This window comes from Cellulomonas sp. NEAU-ZC6 (assembly GCF_056844425.1).
Genome location: NZ_JBXFYH010000001.1, coordinates 618,336 through 637,531, shown reverse-complemented (window position 1 = coordinate 637,531; position 19,196 = coordinate 618,336). Strand labels below are relative to the sequence as shown.

Here is a 19,196-nt window from a genome sequence, read left to right as displayed (position 1 = left end):
CCGGTCGGGGCGGGAGCGTCCGCGAGGAGCCGAGCCGGCTCCCGTGCCGTGAGGTGCGCCGCCGCCGACCTCGGGGGAGAAGAGACGCCGATGGGCACCGTGCTGGACGACATCGTGGCGGGCGTGCGCGAGGACCTCGCGGTGCGCGAGGCGGCGACGCCGCTGGCCGAGCTCAAGGAGCGGGCGGCGCGCGTGCCGGGCGCCATCGACTGCGTGGCCCGGCTCCGGGTCGAGGACGCGGTCACCGTGATCGCCGAGGTCAAGCGCTCGAGCCCCAGCAAGGGTGCGCTCGCGACGATCACCGACCCCGCCGCGCTCGCCGCCGAGTACGAGAAGGGCGGCGCGACCGTCATCTCGGTGCTCACCGAGCAGCGCAAGTTCAACGGCAGCCTGGCCGACCTGGACAGCGTCCGGGCCGCGGTCGACATCCCGGTGCTGCGCAAGGACTTCGTCGTCACGCCGTACCAGGTCTGGGAGGCGCGGGCGCACGGCGCGGACCTGGTGCTGCTCATCGTCGCCGCGCTGGAGCAGACGGTGCTGACCTCGCTGGTGGAGCGGGTGCACTCCCTGGGCATGACCGCCCTGGTCGAGGTGCACGACTCCGAGGAGGTCATGCGGGCCGTCGACGCGGGCGCCCGGGTGATCGGCGTGAACGCCCGGAACCTCAAGACGCTGGAGGTGGACCGCGGCACGTTCGCGCGGGTCGCCCCGGCCATCCCCACGGACGTCGTGAAGATCGCCGAGTCCGGCGTCCGCGGTCCGCACGACGTCATGGACTACGCCCGGGCCGGCGCCGACGCCGTCCTGGTGGGCGAGGCCCTGGTGACCGACGACGCGCCGCGGCAGTCGGTCGCGGACCTGGTGGCGGCGGGTGCGCACCCGTCGCTGCGCGCGGTCCGGCAGTAGCCGACGCCCCCACAGCCACGCAGCACGAACGGACGAGGAGCACCACGGTGACGACGGGACGTACGGGTCCGCAGGTGACGAGCACGCCCGGCGGCCCGCTGGCCACGCACGCGGGCCCCTACTTCGGCGACTTCGGCGGGCGGTACGTGCCGGAGGCCCTGATCGCCGCGCTCGACGAGCTCGACACCGAGTTCCACAAGGCGCTGGCCGACCCGACCTTCGGGGCCGAGCTCGCGCGGCTGCACCGCACCTACACCGGCCGGCCGAGCCCGCTGACGGAGGTCAAGCGGTTCGCCGAGCACGTGGGCGAGGGCGTGCGCGTGTTCCTCAAGCGCGAGGACCTCAACCACACCGGCTCGCACAAGATCAACAACGTGCTGGGCCAGGCCCTGCTGGTCAAGCGGATGGGCAAGACCCGGGTCATCGCCGAGACCGGCGCGGGCCAGCACGGCGTGGCGACCGCGACCGCGGCCGCGCTGCTGGACCTCGAGTGCGTCGTGTACATGGGCGAGGAGGACACGCAGCGCCAGGCGCTCAACGTCGCCCGGATGCGGCTGCTGGGCGCCACGGTCGTCCCCGTGACGATCGGCTCCCGCACGCTGAAGGACGCGATCAACGAGGCGCTGCGCGACTGGGTCGCCAACGTCGACACCACGCACTACCTGCTCGGCACGGTGACGGGCCCGCACCCGTTCCCCGAGATGGTCCGCGACTTCCACAAGATCATCGGCGAGGAGGCGAAGGCGCAGCTCGCGGAGGAGATCGGCGCCCTGCCCGACGCCGTCGTGGCCTGCGTGGGCGGCGGCTCCAACGCGATGGGCATCTTCAACGCGTTCCTGGACGACCCGTCGGTGCGGCTGTTCGGCTTCGAGGCCGGCGGCGAGGGCATCGACTCCGGGCGGCACGCCTCCCGGTTCAGCGGCGGCTCGCCGGGCGTGCTGCAGGGCACCAAGTCGTACCTGCTGCAGGACGAGGACGGCCAGACCCTGCCCAGCCACTCGGTGTCCGCCGGGCTCGACTACCCGAGCGTCGGGCCGGAGCACGCGTGGCTGCACGACATCGGCCGCGCCGAGTACCGGCCGGTGACGGACGTCGAGGCGATGGACGCGTTCCAGCTGCTGTGCCGCACCGAGGGCATCATCCCGGCCATCGAGTCGGCGCACGCCCTGGCCGGGGCCCTGCAGCTCGGGCGCGAGGCCGCCACGTGGGAGACGCCGGACGGCCGCGCGCCGGTCGTCCTGGTGAACCTGTCGGGCCGCGGCGACAAGGACGTGGCCACCGCGGCCGCGTGGTTCGACCTGATCGAGGACAAGCCGGTCGTGCAGGCCGACGAGGGGGAGCAGCTGTGAGCGACGTGCAGGTGGGCTCCCGGACGGCCGCGGCCCTGGACCGGCTCAAGGGCGAGGGCCGGGCCGCGCTGGTCGGGTACCTGCCGCTGGGCTACCCCGACGTCGCCGGATCGGCCCGCGCCGCCGTGGCGATGGTCGAGGCGGGCGTCGACGTCATCGAGATCGGGCTGCCGTACTCCGACCCCGTCATGGACGGCCCGGTCATCCAGGACGCCGTCGACCACGCCCTGACCGGCGGCACCCGCGTGCGCGACGTGTTCGGCGCGGTCGAGCAGATCGCCGCCACCGGCGCGCCGGTGCTGGTGATGACCTACTGGAACCCGGTGCTGCGCTACGGCCCCGAGGCCTTCGCACGCGACCTCGCGGCCGCGGGCGGCGCGGGGCTGATCACGCCCGACCTCATCCCCGACGAGGGCGCCGACTGGATCGCCGCCGCCGACGCGCACGACCTGGACAAGGTGTTCCTGGTCGCGCCGTCCTCGACGCCCGAGCGGCTCGCCATGACCGCCGCGGCGTCCCGCGGGTTCGTGTACGCGGCGTCCACCATGGGCGTGACGGGGGAGCGGACCACCGTCGGCGCCCGCGCCGAGCAGCTGGTCGCCGACACCCGCGCGGCCGGTGCCGAGCGCGTCTGCGTCGGGCTGGGCGTGTCCCGCCCGGAGCAGGCACAGGACATCGGCCGGTACGCGGACGGCGTCATCGTCGGCTCCGCCTTCGTGCGCGCCCTCGCAGCCGCCGAGACGGCGGCCGCGGGCATCGACGGCGTCGCTGCTGTCGCCGCCGGCCTGGCGGAGGGCCTGCGCCGCTCGCGCTGACCCTCTGCGCTCGGCCGGCACGGCGCGCGCCGACCCGACCGGCCCGCGCTCGGCCGGCTCGAGGTCGTCACCTCCGCGCGAGGTCGTCATCTGCACCTGACGACCTCGGCGCGATGTGACGACCTCGCCGGATCCCGCCGGCTCGGGGCACGGCGCGGGTCACCGTGGGCCCGCTTCCCGGGCGTGGACCCCCGTCGGGGCCTGCGCCGCCGTCGCATAAGGTGCCCGTGTGATGATCCCCGCCGCCATCCCGAGCCCCTCCGAGGCCGTCTGGTACCTCGGCCCGGTGCCGCTGCGTGCCTACGCCCTGGCGATCCTCGCCGGCATCGTCGTCGCCGTGCTGCTGACGCAGCGCCGGTGGAAGGACCGCGGCGGCGACCCCGAGCAGGTCCTGGACATCGCGTTCTGGGCCGTGCCGTTCGGCATCGTCGGCGGCCGGCTCTACCACGTGGTGAGCTCGCCGGACGCGTACTTCGGCGCGGGCGGCGACCCGGTCAAGGCGCTCTACATCTGGGAGGGCGGCCTCGGCATCTGGGGCGCCGTCGCGCTCGGCGCCGTGGGCGCGTACATCGGCTGCCGCCGCGCCGGGGTCAGCTTCCCGGTGTTCGCGGACGCCCTCGCACCGGGGCTGCTGATCGCGCAGGCGATCGGCCGGCTCGGCAACTGGTTCAACCAGGAGCTGTTCGGCGGTCCGACCACCCTGCCGTGGGGTCTGCGGATCGACGACGCGCACCTGCCCGCCGGGTTCGAGTCCGGCACGCTGTTCCACCCGACGTTCCTGTACGAGCTGCTGTGGAACCTGGCCGGCGCCGCGCTGCTCATCTGGCTGGACCGCCGGTTCCGCCTGGGCCACGGGCGGGTTTTCTGGCTGTACGTCGTCGTCTACACGACGGGCCGGCTCTGGATCGAGCTGCTCCGGATCGACCCCGCCGAGATGGTCGGCCCGTTCCGGCTCAACGTGTGGACGTCGATCATCGTGGGGCTCGGCGCGCTGGTAGCGTTCATCGTCGTCGGACGTCGTCATCCTGGACGCGAGACCACACCTCTCCTGGCCGGACCCACCGCACCTGCCGAGACCGACGAGCCCGCCGCATCCAGCGGACCCGCAGGCCAGGACGACGAGGTGGCGGAGCACGGCCCCGCACGCTGACCGCGAGCCCGCCCGTGTGACCCACCTCACTTCTCGCGATGTGAGCGCCTGTGTTTCCGGCAGGTATCGTCGCCACACTTGTCACCCGGGCCGATGACGTCCCTCTCCCCCCAGAGCTCTACCAGGCCCCCAGCGGGTCCGTGAGGACGGTGCTGATGCCCGCGTCGCCACAGCGTCTCGGTGCTTCCCCCGCCGTGCCGCAGCAGGTCGGTCTGTACGACCCGGCTGCCGAGCACGACGCCTGCGGTTTCGCGTTCGTCGCGACGCTGCGCGGCACGCCCGGCCGCGACATCGTCGACGCCGGGCTGACCGCCCTGCTCAACCTCGACCACCGCGGCGCGGTCGGTGCGGAGGAGAACAGCGGCGACGGCGCCGGCATCCTGACCCAGATCCCCGACGCGTTCCTGCGCGACGTCGTGGACGCCGAGCTGCCCCCGGCCGGCCACTACGCGATCGGCATGGCGTTCCTGCCGCAGGACGACGAGGAGCGCACGGTCGCGGTGCGCGCGGTCGAGGCGATCGCCGCCGAGGAGAAGCTCGACGTGCTCGCCTGGCGCGACGTCGCCGTCACCGCCGACCTGGTCGGCCCCACGGCCCGGTCCTCGATGCCGGTGTTCCGCCAGCTCGTCGTGGCCGACCCGTCCCGCGAGCTCGCGGGGGTCGACCTGGACCGCCGGGCGTACCGGCTGCGCAAGCGCGCCGAGCGCGAGCTCGGCGTGTACTTCGCGTCGCTGTCCGCCCGCACCCTGTCCTACAAGGGCATGCTCACGCCGGGCCAGCTGGAGCCGTTCTTCGCCGACCTGTCGGACCCGCGGTACGCCTCCGAGCTCGCGCTCGTGCACTCCCGGTTCTCGACCAACACCTTCCCGTCCTGGCCGCTGGCGCAGCCGTTCCGGCTGATCGCGCACAACGGCGAGATCAACACGGTGCGGGGCAACCGCAACTGGGTCGCCGCCCGCGAGGGCACGCTGCGCTCGGACGTGCTGGGCGACCTCGCCCCGCTGCTGCCGGTCTGCACCCCGGGCGGCTCGGACTCCGGGTCGTTCGACGAGGTGCTCGAGCTGCTGCACCTGGGCGGCCGCTCCCTGCCGCACGCGATCATGATGATGATCCCGGAGGCCTGGGAGAACCACGCCCAGATGGACCCGGCGCGCCGCGCGTTCTACGAGTACCACTCCAGCCTGATGGAGCCCTGGGACGGCCCCGCGGCGATGACGTTCACCGACGGCACGCTGATCGGGTCGGTGCAGGACCGCAACGGCCTGCGCCCCGGCCGGTTCTGGGTGACCGAGGACGGCCTGGTCGTCATGGCGTCCGAGGCGGGCGTGCTCGACCTGGACCCGGCGACCGTCGTCCGCAAGGGCCGGCTCGAGCCGGGCCGGATGTTCCTGGTCGACACCGGCCAGGGCCGGATCATCGAGGACGACGAGATCAAGGCCCAGCTCGCCGCCCAGCGCCCGTACGCGGACTGGGTGCGGGAGAACTCCGTCTACCTGGAGCAGCTCCCCGAGCGCGAGCACGTGCAGCACTCGTCCGCCTCGGTGCGCCGTCGCCAGCGGGCGTTCGGGTACACCGAGGAGGAGCTGAAGATCCTCCTGACGCCCATGGGCGCCGCGGGCGCGGAGCCGCTCGGCGCCATGGGCTCGGACACCCCGATCGCGGTGCTCTCGCAGCGGCCGCGGATGCTGTTCGACTACTTCACGCAGATGTTCGCGCAGGTGACCAACCCGCCGCTGGACGCGATCCGCGAGGAGCTCGTCACGTCCATCGGCGGGGCGATCGGCCCGGAGCCGAACCTGCTGGAGGACACGCCGCTGCACGCGCGCAAGCTCGTGCTGCCGTTCCCGGTGCTGGACAACGACGGCCTGGCCAAGATCGTCAAGATCCACAAGGACCCGGCGATGGCCGGCATCTTCCGCACCACCATCGTCCGCGGCCTGTACAAGGTCGACGGCGGGGGAGCGGCCCTGGAGCGGCGCCTCGAGGAGATCTTCGCCGAGTGCGACCGGGCGATCGCCGACGGCGTGAGCTTCCTGGTGCTGTCCGACCGGGACTCCGACGCCGACCGCGCGCCGATCCCGTCGCTGCTGCTGCTGTCCGCCGTGCACCACCACCTGCTGCGCCGGCACACCCGCACCCAGGTGTCGCTGGTCGTCGAGGCCGGTGACGTCCGCGAGGTGCACCACGTCGCGCTGCTGATCGGGTACGGCGCCGCCGCGGTGAACCCGTACCTGGCGATGGAGACCGTCGAGGACCTCGCGACCAACGGCTACCTGCCGGGCGTCGCGCCGGAGCAGGCCGTCAAGAACCTGATCAAGGCGCTCGGCAAGGGCGTCCTCAAGGTCATGTCCAAGATGGGCATCTCGACCATCGCGTCCTACCGCGGCGCCCAGGTCTTCGAGGCCATCGGGCTGTCCCAGGCGCTGGTGGAGCGGTACTTCACCGGCACCACCAGCCGGCTCGGCGGCATCGGGCTGGACGTCATCGCCGCCGAGGTCGCGGCCCGGCACAACGACGCCTACCCGCCCAACGGCAACCGCCTCGCGCACCGCCGCCTCGCCACGGGTGGCGAGTACCAGTGGCGTCGCGACGGCGAGGACCACCTGTTCGACCCCGAGACCGTGTTCCGGCTGCAGCACTCCACCCGCACGCGGCAGATGGACGTGTTCCGCGACTACACGCACCGGGTCAACGAGCAGTCGTCCCGCCTGATGACCCTGCGCGGCCTGCTCGACCTCAAGGTCGGCGCGCGCCCGCCGGTGCCGATCGACGAGGTCGAGCCGGTCAGCGAGATCGTCAAGCGGTTCAGCACCGGCGCGATGTCCTACGGCTCCATCTCGGCGGAGGCGCACGAGACGCTCGCGATCGCCATGAACCGGCTCGGCGCCAAGTCGAACACCGGCGAGGGCGGCGAGGACCCGGAGCGGCTGCACGACCCGGAGCGCCGCTCCGCGATCAAGCAGATCGCGTCGGGGCGTTTCGGCGTCACGTCCGAGTACCTGACGTTCGCGGACGACATCCAGATCAAGCTCGCCCAGGGCGCCAAGCCCGGCGAGGGCGGTCAGCTGCCCGGGCCGAAGGTCTACCCGTGGGTCGCCAAGACCCGGCACTCCACGCCGGGCGTGGGCCTGATCTCCCCGCCGCCGCACCACGACATCTACTCCATCGAGGACCTGGCGCAGCTGATCCACGACGCCAAGAACGCGAACCCGTCCGCGCGGATCCACACCAAGCTCGTCAGCGAGTTCGGCGTGGGCACCGTCGCGGCCGGCGTGGCCAAGGCGCACTCCGACGTCGTGCTCATCTCCGGCCACGACGGCGGCACGGGCGCCTCGCCGCTGACCAGCCTCAAGCACGCGGGCACCCCGTGGGAGATCGGCCTGGCCGAGACCCAGCAGACGCTCGTGCTGAACAACCTGCGCGACCGCGTCGTGGTGCAGGTCGACGGCCAGCTCAAGACCGGGCGCGACGTGATCGTCGGCGCGCTGCTGGGTGCCGAGGAGTTCGGCTTCGCGACGGCGCCGCTGGTGGTCTCGGGCTGCATCATGATGCGCGTCTGCCACCTCGACACCTGCCCCGTGGGCGTCGCGACGCAGAACCCCGACCTGCGGTCCCGGTTCACGGGCAAGCCGGAGTTCGTCGTGACGTTCTTCGAGTTCATCGCCCAGGAGGTCCGCGAGCTGCTCGCCGAGCTCGGGTTCCGCAGCATCCTCGAGGCCGTCGGCCACGTCGAGATGCTCGACACCCGCGCGGCCGTCGACCACTGGAAGGCGCAGGGCCTGGACCTGGCGCCCGTGCTCGCGCTGCCGGAGCCGGTCCCCGGCTCCGCGCTGCACCACGTGCATGCCCAGGACCACGGGCTCGAGCGCGCGCTGGACAACCAGTTCATCGCGATGGCGGCGGACGCCCTCGAGGACGCCCGCCCCGTGCGGATCGAGCTGCCGGTGCGCAACGTCAACCGCACCGTCGGCACGATGCTCGGCCACGAGGTGACCCGTCGCTACGGCGGCGCCGGCCTGCCGGACGACACCATCGAGGTCCGGCTGACCGGGTCCGCCGGCCAGTCGTTCGCCGCGTTCGTCCCGAAGGGCATCACCCTGCGGCTCGAGGGCGACGCGAACGACTACGTCGGCAAGGGCCTGTCCGGCGGGCGCGTGATCGTGCGCCCCGACCGCAACACCGCGCTGAGCGGCGAGCACAACGTGATCGCGGGCAACGTGATCGGCTACGGCGCGACGTCCGGCGAGATGTTCCTGCGCGGCGTCGTCGGCGAGCGGTTCGGCGTGCGCAACTCCGGCGCGACCCTGGTGGTCGAGGGCGTGGGCGACCACGGCTGCGAGTACATGACCGGCGGCACCGTGCTCGTGCTCGGCCGCACCGGCCGGAACTTCGCCGCGGGCATGTCCGGCGGCACGGCCTACGTGCTCGACCTCAAGCCCGAGCGTGTCAACGTCCAGGCGGTCGCCGTCGGCGAGCTGGGTCTCGACCCGCTCGACGACGAGGACGCGGCCCTGGTGCTGGACCTGCTGCGGCGGCACGCCGACGAGACGGGCTCGCGGGTCGCCGCCGAGCTGCTCGCCGACGGCGTCCTGACCGACGCGACCCGCGCCCGGTTCACCCGGGTGCGGCCGACCGAGTACTCCCGCGTCCGCGCGGCGCTGGCGAAGGCGGAGGCCGACGGCCTCGACCCGAGCACGCCCGGCGTGTGGGAGGGCATCCTGGAGGTGGCTCGTGGCTGACCCCCGCGGCTTCATGAAGGTGCGGGAGCGCGAGCTGCCCGCCAACCGCCCCGTGGCCCTGCGCCTGATGGACTGGCGCGAGGTGCACGAGCACCGCAGCGTGCAGGACGACCCGCAGGCCGCCACGCTCATCACCCAGCAGGCCGGCCGCTGCATGGACTGCGGCGTGCCGTTCTGCCACAACGGCTGCCCGCTGGGGAACCTGATCCCCGAGTGGAACGACCTGGTGTGGCGCGGCCAGTGGGGTGACGCCATCGAGCGGCTGCACGCCACGAACAACTTCCCGGAGTTCACCGGCCGCATCTGCCCGGCGCCGTGCGAGTCCGCGTGCGTGCTCGGCATCAACCAGCCGGCCGTGACGATCAAGAACGTCGAGGTCTCGATCATCGACGAGGCCTTCGACCGCGGCCTGGTGCACCCGCAGGTGCCGCAGCGCCTGTCCGGGCACACCGTGGCCGTCGTCGGCTCCGGCCCCGCCGGGCTCGCCGCCGCGCAGCAGCTGACCCGCGCCGGGCACACCGTCGCCGTCTACGAGCGGGACGACGCCATCGGCGGTCTGCTGCGCTACGGCGTGCCGGACTTCAAGCTCGAGAAGCGGCACATCGACCGCCGCCTCGCGCAGATGGAGGCCGAGGGCACGCGGTTCCGGCCGAACGTCGAGATCGGCCGCGACATCACGTGGGCGCAGCTGCGGTCCCGGTACGACGCCGTCGTCGTCGCCACCGGGTCCACCGTGCCGCGCGACCTGCCGCTGCCCGGCCGCGAGCTGGCCGGCATCCACCCGGCGATGGACTACCTGCACGGGTCCAACGCGCTGGTGGCGGGCAAGGTCGTCGCCGACCCGATCGACGCCGCGGGCAAGCACGTCGTGGTCATCGGCGGCGGCGACACCGGATCGGACTGCGTCGGCACCGCGCTGCGCCAGGGGGCCGCGTCCGTCACCACGCTCGCGATCGGCAAGCAGCCGCCCGTGGAGCGACCGGCGAACCAGCCGTGGCCGACCGACCCGGTGCTGTTCGAGGTCTCCTCGTCGCACGAGGAGGGCGGCGACCGCGCGTTCCTCGCCTCCACCGTGGCGTTCCTCGGCGGCGAGGACGGCCAGGTCACGCACCTGCGCCTCGCCACCACCGAGTACCAGCCGGACGGCCGCCGCGTGCCCGCAGCGGGCACCGAGCGGGACATCCCGGCGGACCTCGTGCTGATCGCGATGGGCTTCACCGGTCCCGAGACCGAGGACCTGGTCGCGCAGGCCGGCGTCGACCTGACCGCGCGCGGCCTGGTCGCCCGGTCGGACGACTTCGCGACCTCCGTGCCCGGCGTGTTCGTCGCCGGCGACGCGGGCCGCGGCCAGTCGCTGATCGTGTGGGCCATCGCCGAGGGCCGCGCCGCGGCCGCCGCGGTCGACACGTACCTCGGCGGGTCGACCGAGCTGCCCGCCCCGGTGAGCGCGGGCACGGTGGCGATGCGGGCCTGAGCACGGCGCACGACACGTGACGGGCGGTCGAACGTCCGGCGAACTCTGGGACCTCGGTCCCGGGTCCGCCCGTTCGGCCGCCCGTCCGCGTACCACCGGGACGGGTGCCCGGGGTCCTCGGGCGCGTCCCGGGTCGGGCGGGACCGCCCGGCGGCCGTAGACTCGTGCCCGTCTGGCAGTACCGCGCCGCGGCTGCCCGCCCCGACCGGGTGCGGGCACGGTGGCGCTGCGCCGTCGACCATCAACCGCGCGCGTCCTCCTCGTCACGGGCAGCCCCGAGCCGACCAGGACGTTCGGTCCGAACCGTCTGTCACGAAAGGCCTAGGCTTTCCCCCATGCGTAGAGCGAAGATCGTCTGCACCATCGGCCCCGCCACGGAGTCCGCCGAGCAGATCCAGGCCCTTGTCGACGCCGGCATGGACGTGGCGCGGCTGAACCGCAGCCACGGCGAGACCGAGGTGCACAAGCGGGTGTACGACAACGTGCGCGCCGCCGCGAAGGCCTCGGGCCGCTCGGTCGCCGTCCTGGTCGACCTGCAGGGCCCCAAGATCCGCCTGGGTCGCTTCACCGAGGGCAAGCACGTCCTGGCCGAGGGTGACACGTTCACCATCACCACCGAGGACGTCCCCGGCACCAAGGAGCTCGTCTCCACGACCCACAAGGGCCTGGCGGACGACGCCCGCGTCGGCGACCCGCTGCTGATCGACGACGGCCGCGTGCTCGTGCGCGTCACCGCCGTCGAGGGCCCGCGCGTGGTCACCCGCGTCGAGGTCGGCGGCCCGGTCTCGAACAACAAGGGCATCAACCTGCCCGGCGTCGCCGTGTCCGTCCCGGCCATGAGCGACAAGGACGAGGAGGACCTGCGCTGGGCGCTGCGCACCGGCGCCGACATCATCGCGCTGTCCTTCGTCCGCAACGCCGCCGACTACGACGACGTGCGCCGGATCATGGAGGAGGAGGGCCGGGTCGTCCCGGTCATCGCCAAGATCGAGAAGCCGCAGGCCGTCGAGAACCTCGCCGAGATCGTCGACGCGTTCGACGGCATCATGGTCGCCCGCGGCGACCTGGGCGTGGAGCTGCCGCTGGAGCAGGTGCCGCTCGTCCAGAAGCGCGCCGTCGAGCTGGCCCGCCGCAACGCCAAGCCGGTCATCGTCGCCACCCAGGTGCTCGAGTCGATGACCAACAACCCGCGCCCGACGCGCGCCGAGACGTCCGACTGCGCGAACGCGGTGCTCGACGGCGCCGACGCGGTCATGCTGTCCGGCGAGACCTCGGTCGGCGAGTACCCGATCGAGACCGTCCGCACGATGGCGCGGATCATCGAGGCCACCGAGGAGATGGGTCGCGAGCGCATCGCGCCCCTCGGCTCCACCCCGCACACCCGCGGTGGCGCCATCACCCGCGCGGCCGCCGAGATCGGCGAGACGCTGGGTGTGAAGTACCTCGTGACCTTCACGCAGTCCGGCGACTCCGCGCGCCGCATGTCCCGCCTGCGCTCCTCCATCCCGCTGCTGGCGTTCACGCCGACCCCCTCGGTCCGCAACACGCTGTCGCTGAGCTGGGGCACGCAGACGTACGAGGTGCCGCAGGTCGAGCACACCGACGCGATGGTCCAGCAGGTCGAGTCCACGCTGCGCGCGCAGGGCCTCGCCGAGGTCGGCGACTACGTCGTCGTCGTGGCCGGCACGCCGGTCGGCGTCGTCGGGTCGACCAACTCGATCATCGTGCACAAGATCGGCGACGACGCCTCGGGTCGCGTCGCCTGACGCACCGCACGTCCGCGCAGGGCCCCGCAGCCGTCCGGCTGCGGGGCCCTGCGCGTCCCGGCCGGACCTCACCCGCGCCGGGCGACGTGCCGGGTGACCCGCCGGGGGATCGTGGGGGTGTCCCGCACGCACCCGGGTGTCCAGGAGGACCGCACGATGGCGACCTACCCCCTGATCGCGGACCACGGGCTGATCGGCGACCTGCAGACCGCCGCCCTGGTGTCGACCGACGGCGCGGTCGACTGGTACTGCGTCCCCCGGTTCGACTCGCCCAGCGTGTTCGGGTCCCTGCTCGACGCGCGACGTGGCGGCCGGTTCCGCATCGCGCCGCTGGGCGACGACCACGTCGTCAAGCAGCTGTACCTGCCGGACACCGCGGTGCTGGTCACGCGCTTCCTCACGGAGGAGGGGGTGGGCGAGGTGATCGACTTCATGCCGCCCACCGGCCGGACCGTCACGCCGCAGCACCGGCTCGTGCGGGTGATGCGGTGCGTCCGGGGGCGGGTCCGGTTCGAGGCGCACGTCGCGCCGCGGTTCGACTACGGCCGCGCGCCGCACGAGACGACGGTGACCGAGCACGGGGCCGTGTTCGCGAGCGCCGACCTGACCCTGACCCTGCACACCGTGCGCACCGAGGACGACCGGAGCCGGGAGCGCCTGGAGGTCGACGCCGACGGGGACGTCCGGGTGGTGTACGAGCTGGTCGCGGGGGAGCGCACCGGGCTGGTGCTCGAGTCGGCGGCCGACGGCCCGCCGCGGGAGATCCGCGCCGGCGACCTGCGGGAGCTGCTGGACGGCACCGCGTCCTTCTGGCGCGGCTGGCTGGCCCGCTCCACGTACGCCGGCCGGTGGCGCGAGGCCCTGCAGCGCTCGGCCATCGCGCTCAAGCTGATGACGTACGCCCCGTCGGGCGCGCTCGTGGCGGCACCGACCGCCGGGCTGCCCGAGCAGGTCGGCGGCGAGCGGAACTGGGACTACCGGTACACCTGGGTCCGGGACGCGTCGTTCTCCATCTACTCCCTGCTGGGCCTCGGGTTCGTGGACGAGGCCGCCGACTTCGGCGCGTGGCTGCGGGACCGGATCGAGGAGGGGGTGGTCGGGGGCAGCGGCCCGCTGCGGATCATGTACCGCGTCGACGGCTCCTCCGACCTGGTGGAGGAGTCGCTGCCGCACTGGGAGGGCTACCGCGGCTCCAGCCCGGTGCGCATCGGCAACGCCGCGCAGGACCAGCTCCAGCTCGACATCTACGGCGAGGCCCTCGGCAGCGTCTACTTCGCCGACCAGCACGGGCTCGCCATGGGGCACCGCGGCTGGGTCGCGCTGCGCGACATGCTCGACTGGCTCTGCGAGCACTGGGACCAGCCGGACGAGGGCATCTGGGAGACGCGGGGCGGCCGGCAGGACTTCACGTACGGCCGCGTGATGAGCTGGACCGCGCTGGACCGCGGCATCCGGCTGGCGACGGACCACGGGCGGCCGGCGGACCTGGCCCGGTGGACCGCCGGGCGCGACGCGGTGTACGACCAGGTCTGGAAGCGGGGCTGGAACGCCCGCCGCGGCGCGTTCGTGCAGCACTACCGGACCGAGGTGCTGGACTCGTCGCTGCTGCGGATGGCGACCGTCGGGTTCATCGACCCGCGGGACCCGGCGTGGCGGTCCACGCTGGCGGCGATGGCCACCGAGCTCGTCACCGACAGCCTGGTGTACCGCTACGACCCGGCGGCGTCGCCGGACGGCCTCGTCGGCGACGAGGGCACGTTCTCGCTGTGCACCTTCAACTACGTCGACGCGCTCGCCCGCGCGGGGATGCCCGACGAGGCCCGGATGGTGTTCGACAAGATGCTCACCTACGCCAACCACGTCGGCCTGTACTCCGAGGAGATCGGGCTCACCGGCGAGCAGCTGGGCAACTTCCCGCAGGCCTTCACCCACCTGGCGCTGATCGACGCGGCGATCACCCTCGACGCGACGCTCGACGGCGTCGCCCGGCGGCGCACGGGAGCGCCGCTCTGACCGGCGCCGGGTCGCCGGACCACCCGACGGAGGAGCAGCCGTGACCGAGCCGAGCAGCCCGTACGACCCGCACCCGGCCCCACCCCGGTTCGCCGCACGGCTCTGGGCGGCCGGGCTCGCGACGGCCGCCGTCGCGGCCCTCATCGCGCTCGCCGGCGCCACGGTGGCGCGGGCCGTGCTGGACACCGCGCTGCTCTCGGCGGACCCGCTCGGCCTCGGGTGGTCGGGAACCGCCACCTACGCCGCGGGCGCCGCGGTGCTGGCGGTGCTGCTCACCGGTGTGCTGCACCTGCTCCTGGTCGCGGTCCCGCGGCCGGTGTCGTACTTCGGGTGGATCGTCACGCTGGTCGGGGTGATCCTCGTCGTCCTGCCGTTCCTCGCCGAGGCGTCGCGGGCGAGCCAGGTCGCGACGGCCGTCGTCTCCGGCCTGGTCGTCGTCGCGACCGGGTCGCTGCTCGGTGCGCAGGGGGCCGCGATCGACCGTCGCCGGGTGCGGGCTGCCCGCTGACTGCTGCCGGTCCCCGCGACCACGCTCGTCGCGCGCGCGCCGGCGCCTCGGCATACGGTGCGAGGCGACCGGGACGGACGACGGGTGAGGAGCGGGTGTGGACGGCGTCGAGGTGCTGCAGGACGGGTACGGCCGGGTCGGGGACCTGGTGCACGGCGTGCTGGAGGGGGCCGGGGAGCGCGAGCTCACCACGCGCCTCGGGCCGGAGGCGAACACGATCGCCTGGCTGGTGTGGCACCTGGCCCGGGTGGAGGACGCGCAGGTGGCCGACGTCGCCGGGACCGAGCAGGTCTGGACCGCCCAGGGCTTCGTGGAGCGGTTCGGCCTGCCGTTCGACGCGGACGCGACGGGCTACGGCCAGAGCCCGGACGAGGTGGCGCAGGTGCGGGCCGACGCCGCGCTGCTGGGCGCGTACCTGGACGCGACGCGGGCGGCCACCGACGCCTACCTCGCACGGCTGGAGGACGAGGACCTGGCCCGGGTGGTCGACGAGGGCTGGGACCCGCCGGTGACCGTCGGGGTGCGGCTGGTGAGCGTGCTGGGTGACGTGCTGGAGCACGCGGGGCAGGCGGCCTTCATCAAGGGCGTCGTGACGTCGCAGGCCTGAGCCCGGGGCAGACTGGTCGGGTGCGTGTGCAGCCCGTCAGCCCCGAGGTCGTGGTGGAGCGGCTGGTGGACCGGGTGCTCGACGGCCTGACGGCGGCGCCCGAGCGGGACCGGCGCTGGCTGGTGCTGCTCGACGGTGCGCCGCCCACCCGCCCGGAGCGGCTCGCGGACGCCCTGGTCGAGCCGCTGCGCGCCCGCGGGCACGCGGCGGTGCGGGTGTCGGCGGGCGACTTCCTGCGTCCGGCGGGGGTCCGGTTCGAGCACGGCCGCGAGGACCCCGACGCGCTGCTGGACGACGCGCTGGACACCGGCGCGCTGATCCGCGAGGTGCTCGACCCCCTGGGCCCGGACGGCGACGGCCGCTACCTGCCGGCGCTCTGGGACGCCGTGCGCGAGCGGTCCGCCCGCGCCGGCCGGGTGCAGGCCCCTCCCGGCGCCGTGCTGCTGCTGGACGGCACGTTCCTGCTGGGCCGGTGGCTGCCGGTGGACCTCGCGGTGCACCTCGCCGTCCGGCCGGAGACCCTCGCGCGGCTGACCCCGCCGGACCAGGCGTGGCGGCTGCCCGCCGAGCAGCGGTACCGCGCGGAGGTCGAGCCCGAGGACGTCGCGGACGTCGTGGTCCGGGTGGACGACCCGCGGCGGCCCGGCTGGGTCGTCGAGCGCTGAGCCCGGACCGGGCGCCCGCTCTGGGTCCGCACCCGATCGGGGTGCATGCTGGGGGTGGGCGGATCCTCGCGGGTGAGCGGTCCACGGTGCGGAGGTGCGGCGATGGACGAGGCGGCGGTGCGGCGAGGGGCCGACGGGGGACGCGGCGGCACCGGGTCCGGTGACGCGCCCTCGACGCCGGAGTACGACGCGTTCGGTCCCTGGGTGGACCCGGTGCGCTCGGCCGAGGAGGTGCCGCCGCTGTACCGGGACCACCCGGTCGACCTGGCGGCGAGCCGCCTCGTGCTCAAGGTGCCGCGCGACATCGCCCGGCGGGACGCGACGCCGGACATGGACCTGTACGACCACCTGCTCGTGCTGGGCCCCGACCGGTTCACGGCGCTCAGCCGGATCAGCACGCCGGCGGCACGGCGCGCGGCCGCCGCGCCCGCGGGCGGCCGCCGCTACGACGTCCGCGAGATCGCGTACGACCGGGTCGCCGCCGTGCAGACCAGCGTCGACCTGCTGGACGGCCGGCTCACCGTGCACGCCGTCACGGGCGCTCCCGTGCGGATCCGGTTCAACGGCTCCTCGGCCGACGTGGTGGAGCAGCTGGTCGACCTGCTGCGGCTGCTCGCCTGGCCCGTCCCGACGACGGGCGACCCCGCCCCGCGGGACCCGACGGTGCGCACGCCGGGGACGGCGCGGCTGGACCGGCGGGCGCTGGGGGAGAAGGAGATCGGGCTGGTGTCCGCCTACCGCGAGGTCGCCGACCGCGAGCCGGGCCTCAAGGCCCTGGCCTCGCACCCGCGTCGCACCGTGGCGCCGTCCGCCGGAGGGCCGGCGCGGCTGCTGCACCTGCTGCACCCCATGACGGTCCAGGCCGCGGTCGTGGCCTCCGAGGGCCGCGAGCTGCAGGTGTTCGGCCGGCGGGACTGGCTGGTCCGCGGCCGGACGCCGGTGCACTCCGAGTCGCGCCTGGTGCTGCCGCTGGACCGGCTCACCGACGTGGCCACGCGCACGCACCCGGTCTACCACGACGTCGCGGTGGTGACGCTGCGCAGCGGCGATACCGCGATCGACCTGCCCGTCCCGGCGGACTCGGACGCGCTCCGCGTGCTGGCGGGGCTGCTCGGCTAGCCGCCGTCCGCACCGCGTGCGCGCGGGGCTGCGTGGTGCCACCGTGGAGGGCATGAGCGAGAACGTGCCCGACAGCTTCGACGCCCGCCAGCCCGACCTGCCGACGCTCGGCGTCGACCCGGACCCGGTGCCCGACGACCACACGGGTGAGGCCCCCACCCGGGAGCCGCTCGACGAGGACGAGCCCACCGGTGCGTAGGGCGGACCCTCACCCGGTCTCGGCCGGCAACCGCCCGGTCCCGATCGCGGCGACCAGCCTGGCGTGGTCCGCCTCCGCGCGGTCCGCGTACGCCGTCGCGAAGTCCGCGAACGCCCCGTCCGCCCGCTCGCCGCTGCCGAGGTAGGCGGCGATGGCGACCCGGTCCCCGGACCGCGCGTGCGCGCGGGCCAGCGTCCAGGCGCACGCCCGGGCGTAGGCGGCGAGCCCCTCGGGCCGCATCGCGTCGACGGTGACGGAGCCCTTCCAGTCGCGGAGCTGGCGGACGTAGTAGTCGCGGGCCACGCCGTCCGGGCCGGCGGTGCGCTGCCAGCCCAGCAGCACGTCCGAGGCCGACTGCATGAGCCGCTGGCCCTCGACGACGCGCCGGCCGTGCTGGCCGCGACGGGTCCGGCCGAGCGCGGTGTCCACCACCGACGGCTGCGCCTCCTTGGCCTGCAGCACCAGCGCGTCGTCCGCGTCGTCGCCCTGCATCAGGAGCACGAACGCCCGGGTGCCGACGCTGCCCACGCCGACGACCTTGCGCGCGACGTCGACCAGCCGGTACCGGTCCAGCAGCCGGCGGCGGTCCGACGGCAGGGTGCGCCGGTACGACCGCAGCAGCCCGCGCATCCCGGCGGTGAAGGTGGCACCGTCGGCGTCGCTGAGCAGGTCGTCGACCGTCACCAGCAGCGGCGGGTCGGAGACGAACCGGCGCACGCCGTCCCGGACGGTGGTGAGCCGGGTCAGCGCGCTCAGGTGGTCGCGGCGCATCGCCTTGCCGACGACGCCCTGCACCTGGCGCTCGGCACGCCTGCCGACCGGCCGGGCGTACTCCTCGACCAGCCGGTCGACGTCGGGGTGCGCGTACCAGACCTCGAGGGTGCGCCGGCCGGCCAGGTCGCGGACCGTCTCGCGGTAGGCCCGGGCGGTGCCGGTGACCAGCGCCTGCCGCGCCCGGCTGCGCACGCCGGTGTGGCGCGCGGCGAGTTCCACGCTCGCGACCAGCCGCTGCACGTCCCACTCGAACGGTCCGGGCGCGGTCTCGTCGAAGTCGTTGACGTCGAACAGCAGGTGCCGTTCGGGGCTGGCGTAGAGGCCGAAGTTGGCCAGGTGCGCGTCACCGCACAGCTGCACCTGCAGCCCGCTGCCCGGGTGCGCCGCGAGGTCCTGCGCCATGATCAGCGCGCTGCCGCGGTAGAAACCGAACGGGGACGCCGACATCCGGCCGTACCGCAGCGGCAGCAGCTCGGCCACCCGGGTCTGCCCCTGCGCGACCAGCAGCGCCACCGGGTCGGCGTCGTCGGCGCGGTCGCCGGGGTCGGCCAGCGCGCCCCGGGGCAGGGCGGAGCGCGCCGCCCGGCCCGCGGCGGCGCGCTCCGCCCGGGTGGGCGTGCCCGGGTCGGTCATCCCGCCAGCGCGCGCTGCTTGAGGCCGGCGAACTCCTCGGTGCTGATCGCGCCGGAGTCGAGCAGCTGCTTGGCGCTGGCGATCTCGTCGGCGGGCGAGCGCCCGGCGGTCGTGCGGATGTACTCCTCGGCCTCCTCGCGCGCCTGGATCTGCGCCGCGATCTGCCGCTGCCCCATGCCCCGACCCCGGGCGATGACGTACACGAGCAGCGAGAGGTAGGGCAGCACGATCAGCGCGATGATCCACAGCGCCTTGCCCCACCCGCCCAGGCTCCGGTCGCGGAACAGGTCGCCGCAGACGTGCCACAGCAGCACCAGGTAGGTGAGGAACACGAACCACCAGATCATCAGTCCGAACCAGTCCCAGAACGAGTCCACGGCTCCACCTCCGCGTCGTGGCCGGCGCGCTCGCCGACGGTCCTCACGTTCCTCGCCCCGGCCCCCCGCACCCTCACCCGCGGGGGGTGAGAGCGCGCCGTG

The 19,196-nt window shown here is 74.2% G+C and carries 15 protein-coding genes; 13 read left to right on the top strand and 2 right to left on the bottom strand.

Annotation, left to right across the window (positions count from 1 at the left end; all coding sequences use genetic code 11):
• Positions 1–90 precede the first annotated feature (90 nt).
• The 13 genes from trpC (at position 91) to AC1050_RS02960 (ending at position 17,310) form a co-directional block, all read left to right on the top strand.
• A complete protein-coding gene (trpC, locus tag AC1050_RS03020; RefSeq protein WP_482385897.1) occupies positions 91–906 on the top strand; it encodes an indole-3-glycerol phosphate synthase TrpC in 816 nt (271 codons plus the stop codon).
• Positions 907–953: 47 nt separating this feature from the next.
• Complete coding sequence (gene trpB, locus AC1050_RS03015; RefSeq protein ID WP_482385896.1) at positions 954–2,255, top strand: tryptophan synthase subunit beta; 1,302 nt, start codon at positions 954–956, stop codon at positions 2,253–2,255.
• On the top strand, positions 2,252–3,070 hold the full coding sequence (gene trpA, locus AC1050_RS03010) for a tryptophan synthase subunit alpha (RefSeq protein WP_482385895.1): 819 nt from the start codon (positions 2,252–2,254) through the stop codon (positions 3,068–3,070). Before trpB ends, trpA begins: the two co-directional genes overlap by 4 nt.
• Before the next feature lie 232 nt (positions 3,071–3,302).
• Positions 3,303–4,220 carry a prolipoprotein diacylglyceryl transferase gene (gene lgt / locus AC1050_RS03005; protein ID WP_482385894.1) on the top strand — a complete coding sequence of 306 codons (918 nt, stop codon included), beginning with the start codon at positions 3,303–3,305 and terminating at the stop codon, positions 4,218–4,220.
• 155 nt (positions 4,221–4,375) lie between these two features.
• Positions 4,376–8,959, top strand: coding sequence for a glutamate synthase large subunit (gltB, locus tag AC1050_RS03000; RefSeq protein WP_482385893.1), 4,584 nt, complete (start codon positions 4,376–4,378; stop codon positions 8,957–8,959).
• Positions 8,952–10,433, top strand: coding sequence for a glutamate synthase subunit beta (locus AC1050_RS02995; RefSeq protein ID WP_482385892.1), 1,482 nt, complete (start codon positions 8,952–8,954; stop codon positions 10,431–10,433). Before gltB ends, AC1050_RS02995 begins: the two co-directional genes overlap by 8 nt.
• 335 nt (positions 10,434–10,768) lie before the next feature.
• Positions 10,769–12,199 (top strand): pyruvate kinase, encoded by a 1,431-nt coding sequence (gene pyk / locus AC1050_RS02990; RefSeq protein WP_482385891.1) that lies wholly within the window; start codon positions 10,769–10,771, stop codon positions 12,197–12,199.
• A 156-nt stretch (positions 12,200–12,355) separates the two neighbouring features.
• Positions 12,356–14,212: a glycoside hydrolase family 15 protein gene (locus AC1050_RS02985; RefSeq protein ID WP_482385890.1), complete on the top strand. Its 1,857-nt coding sequence runs from the start codon at positions 12,356–12,358 to the stop codon at positions 14,210–14,212.
• A 40-nt stretch (positions 14,213–14,252) separates the two neighbouring features.
• On the top strand, positions 14,253–14,720 hold the full coding sequence (locus AC1050_RS02980; protein ID WP_482385889.1) for a hypothetical protein: 468 nt from the start codon (positions 14,253–14,255) through the stop codon (positions 14,718–14,720).
• A gap of 97 nt (positions 14,721–14,817) precedes the next feature.
• Positions 14,818–15,327 (top strand): mycothiol transferase, encoded by a 510-nt coding sequence (locus AC1050_RS02975; protein ID WP_482385888.1) that lies wholly within the window; start codon positions 14,818–14,820, stop codon positions 15,325–15,327.
• Between the two features lie 20 nt (positions 15,328–15,347).
• Positions 15,348–15,992, top strand: a complete 645-nt coding sequence (locus tag AC1050_RS02970; protein ID WP_482385887.1) for a nucleoside/nucleotide kinase family protein — start codon at positions 15,348–15,350, stop codon at positions 15,990–15,992.
• Positions 15,993–16,094: 102 nt separating this feature from the next.
• Entirely contained in the window at positions 16,095–17,111 is a 1,017-nt protein-coding gene (locus AC1050_RS02965) for a hypothetical protein (RefSeq protein WP_482385886.1), read from the top strand.
• Positions 17,112–17,163: 52 nt separating this feature from the next.
• On the top strand, positions 17,164–17,310 hold the full coding sequence (locus tag AC1050_RS02960; protein ID WP_482385885.1) for a chromosome partitioning protein: 147 nt from the start codon (positions 17,164–17,166) through the stop codon (positions 17,308–17,310).
• A gap of 9 nt (positions 17,311–17,319) precedes the next feature.
• On the opposite strand, the gene AC1050_RS02955 is transcribed toward AC1050_RS02960, so the two are convergent.
• Positions 17,320–18,717: a DUF2252 domain-containing protein gene (locus AC1050_RS02955; protein ID WP_482385884.1), complete on the bottom strand. Its 1,398-nt coding sequence runs from the start codon at positions 18,715–18,717 to the stop codon at positions 17,320–17,322.
• Complete coding sequence (locus tag AC1050_RS02950; protein WP_482385883.1) at positions 18,714–19,094, bottom strand: SHOCT domain-containing protein; 381 nt, start codon at positions 19,092–19,094, stop codon at positions 18,714–18,716. The genes AC1050_RS02955 and AC1050_RS02950 overlap by 4 nt, the downstream gene beginning before the upstream one ends.
• Between the last annotated feature and the right edge of the window lie 102 nt (positions 19,095–19,196).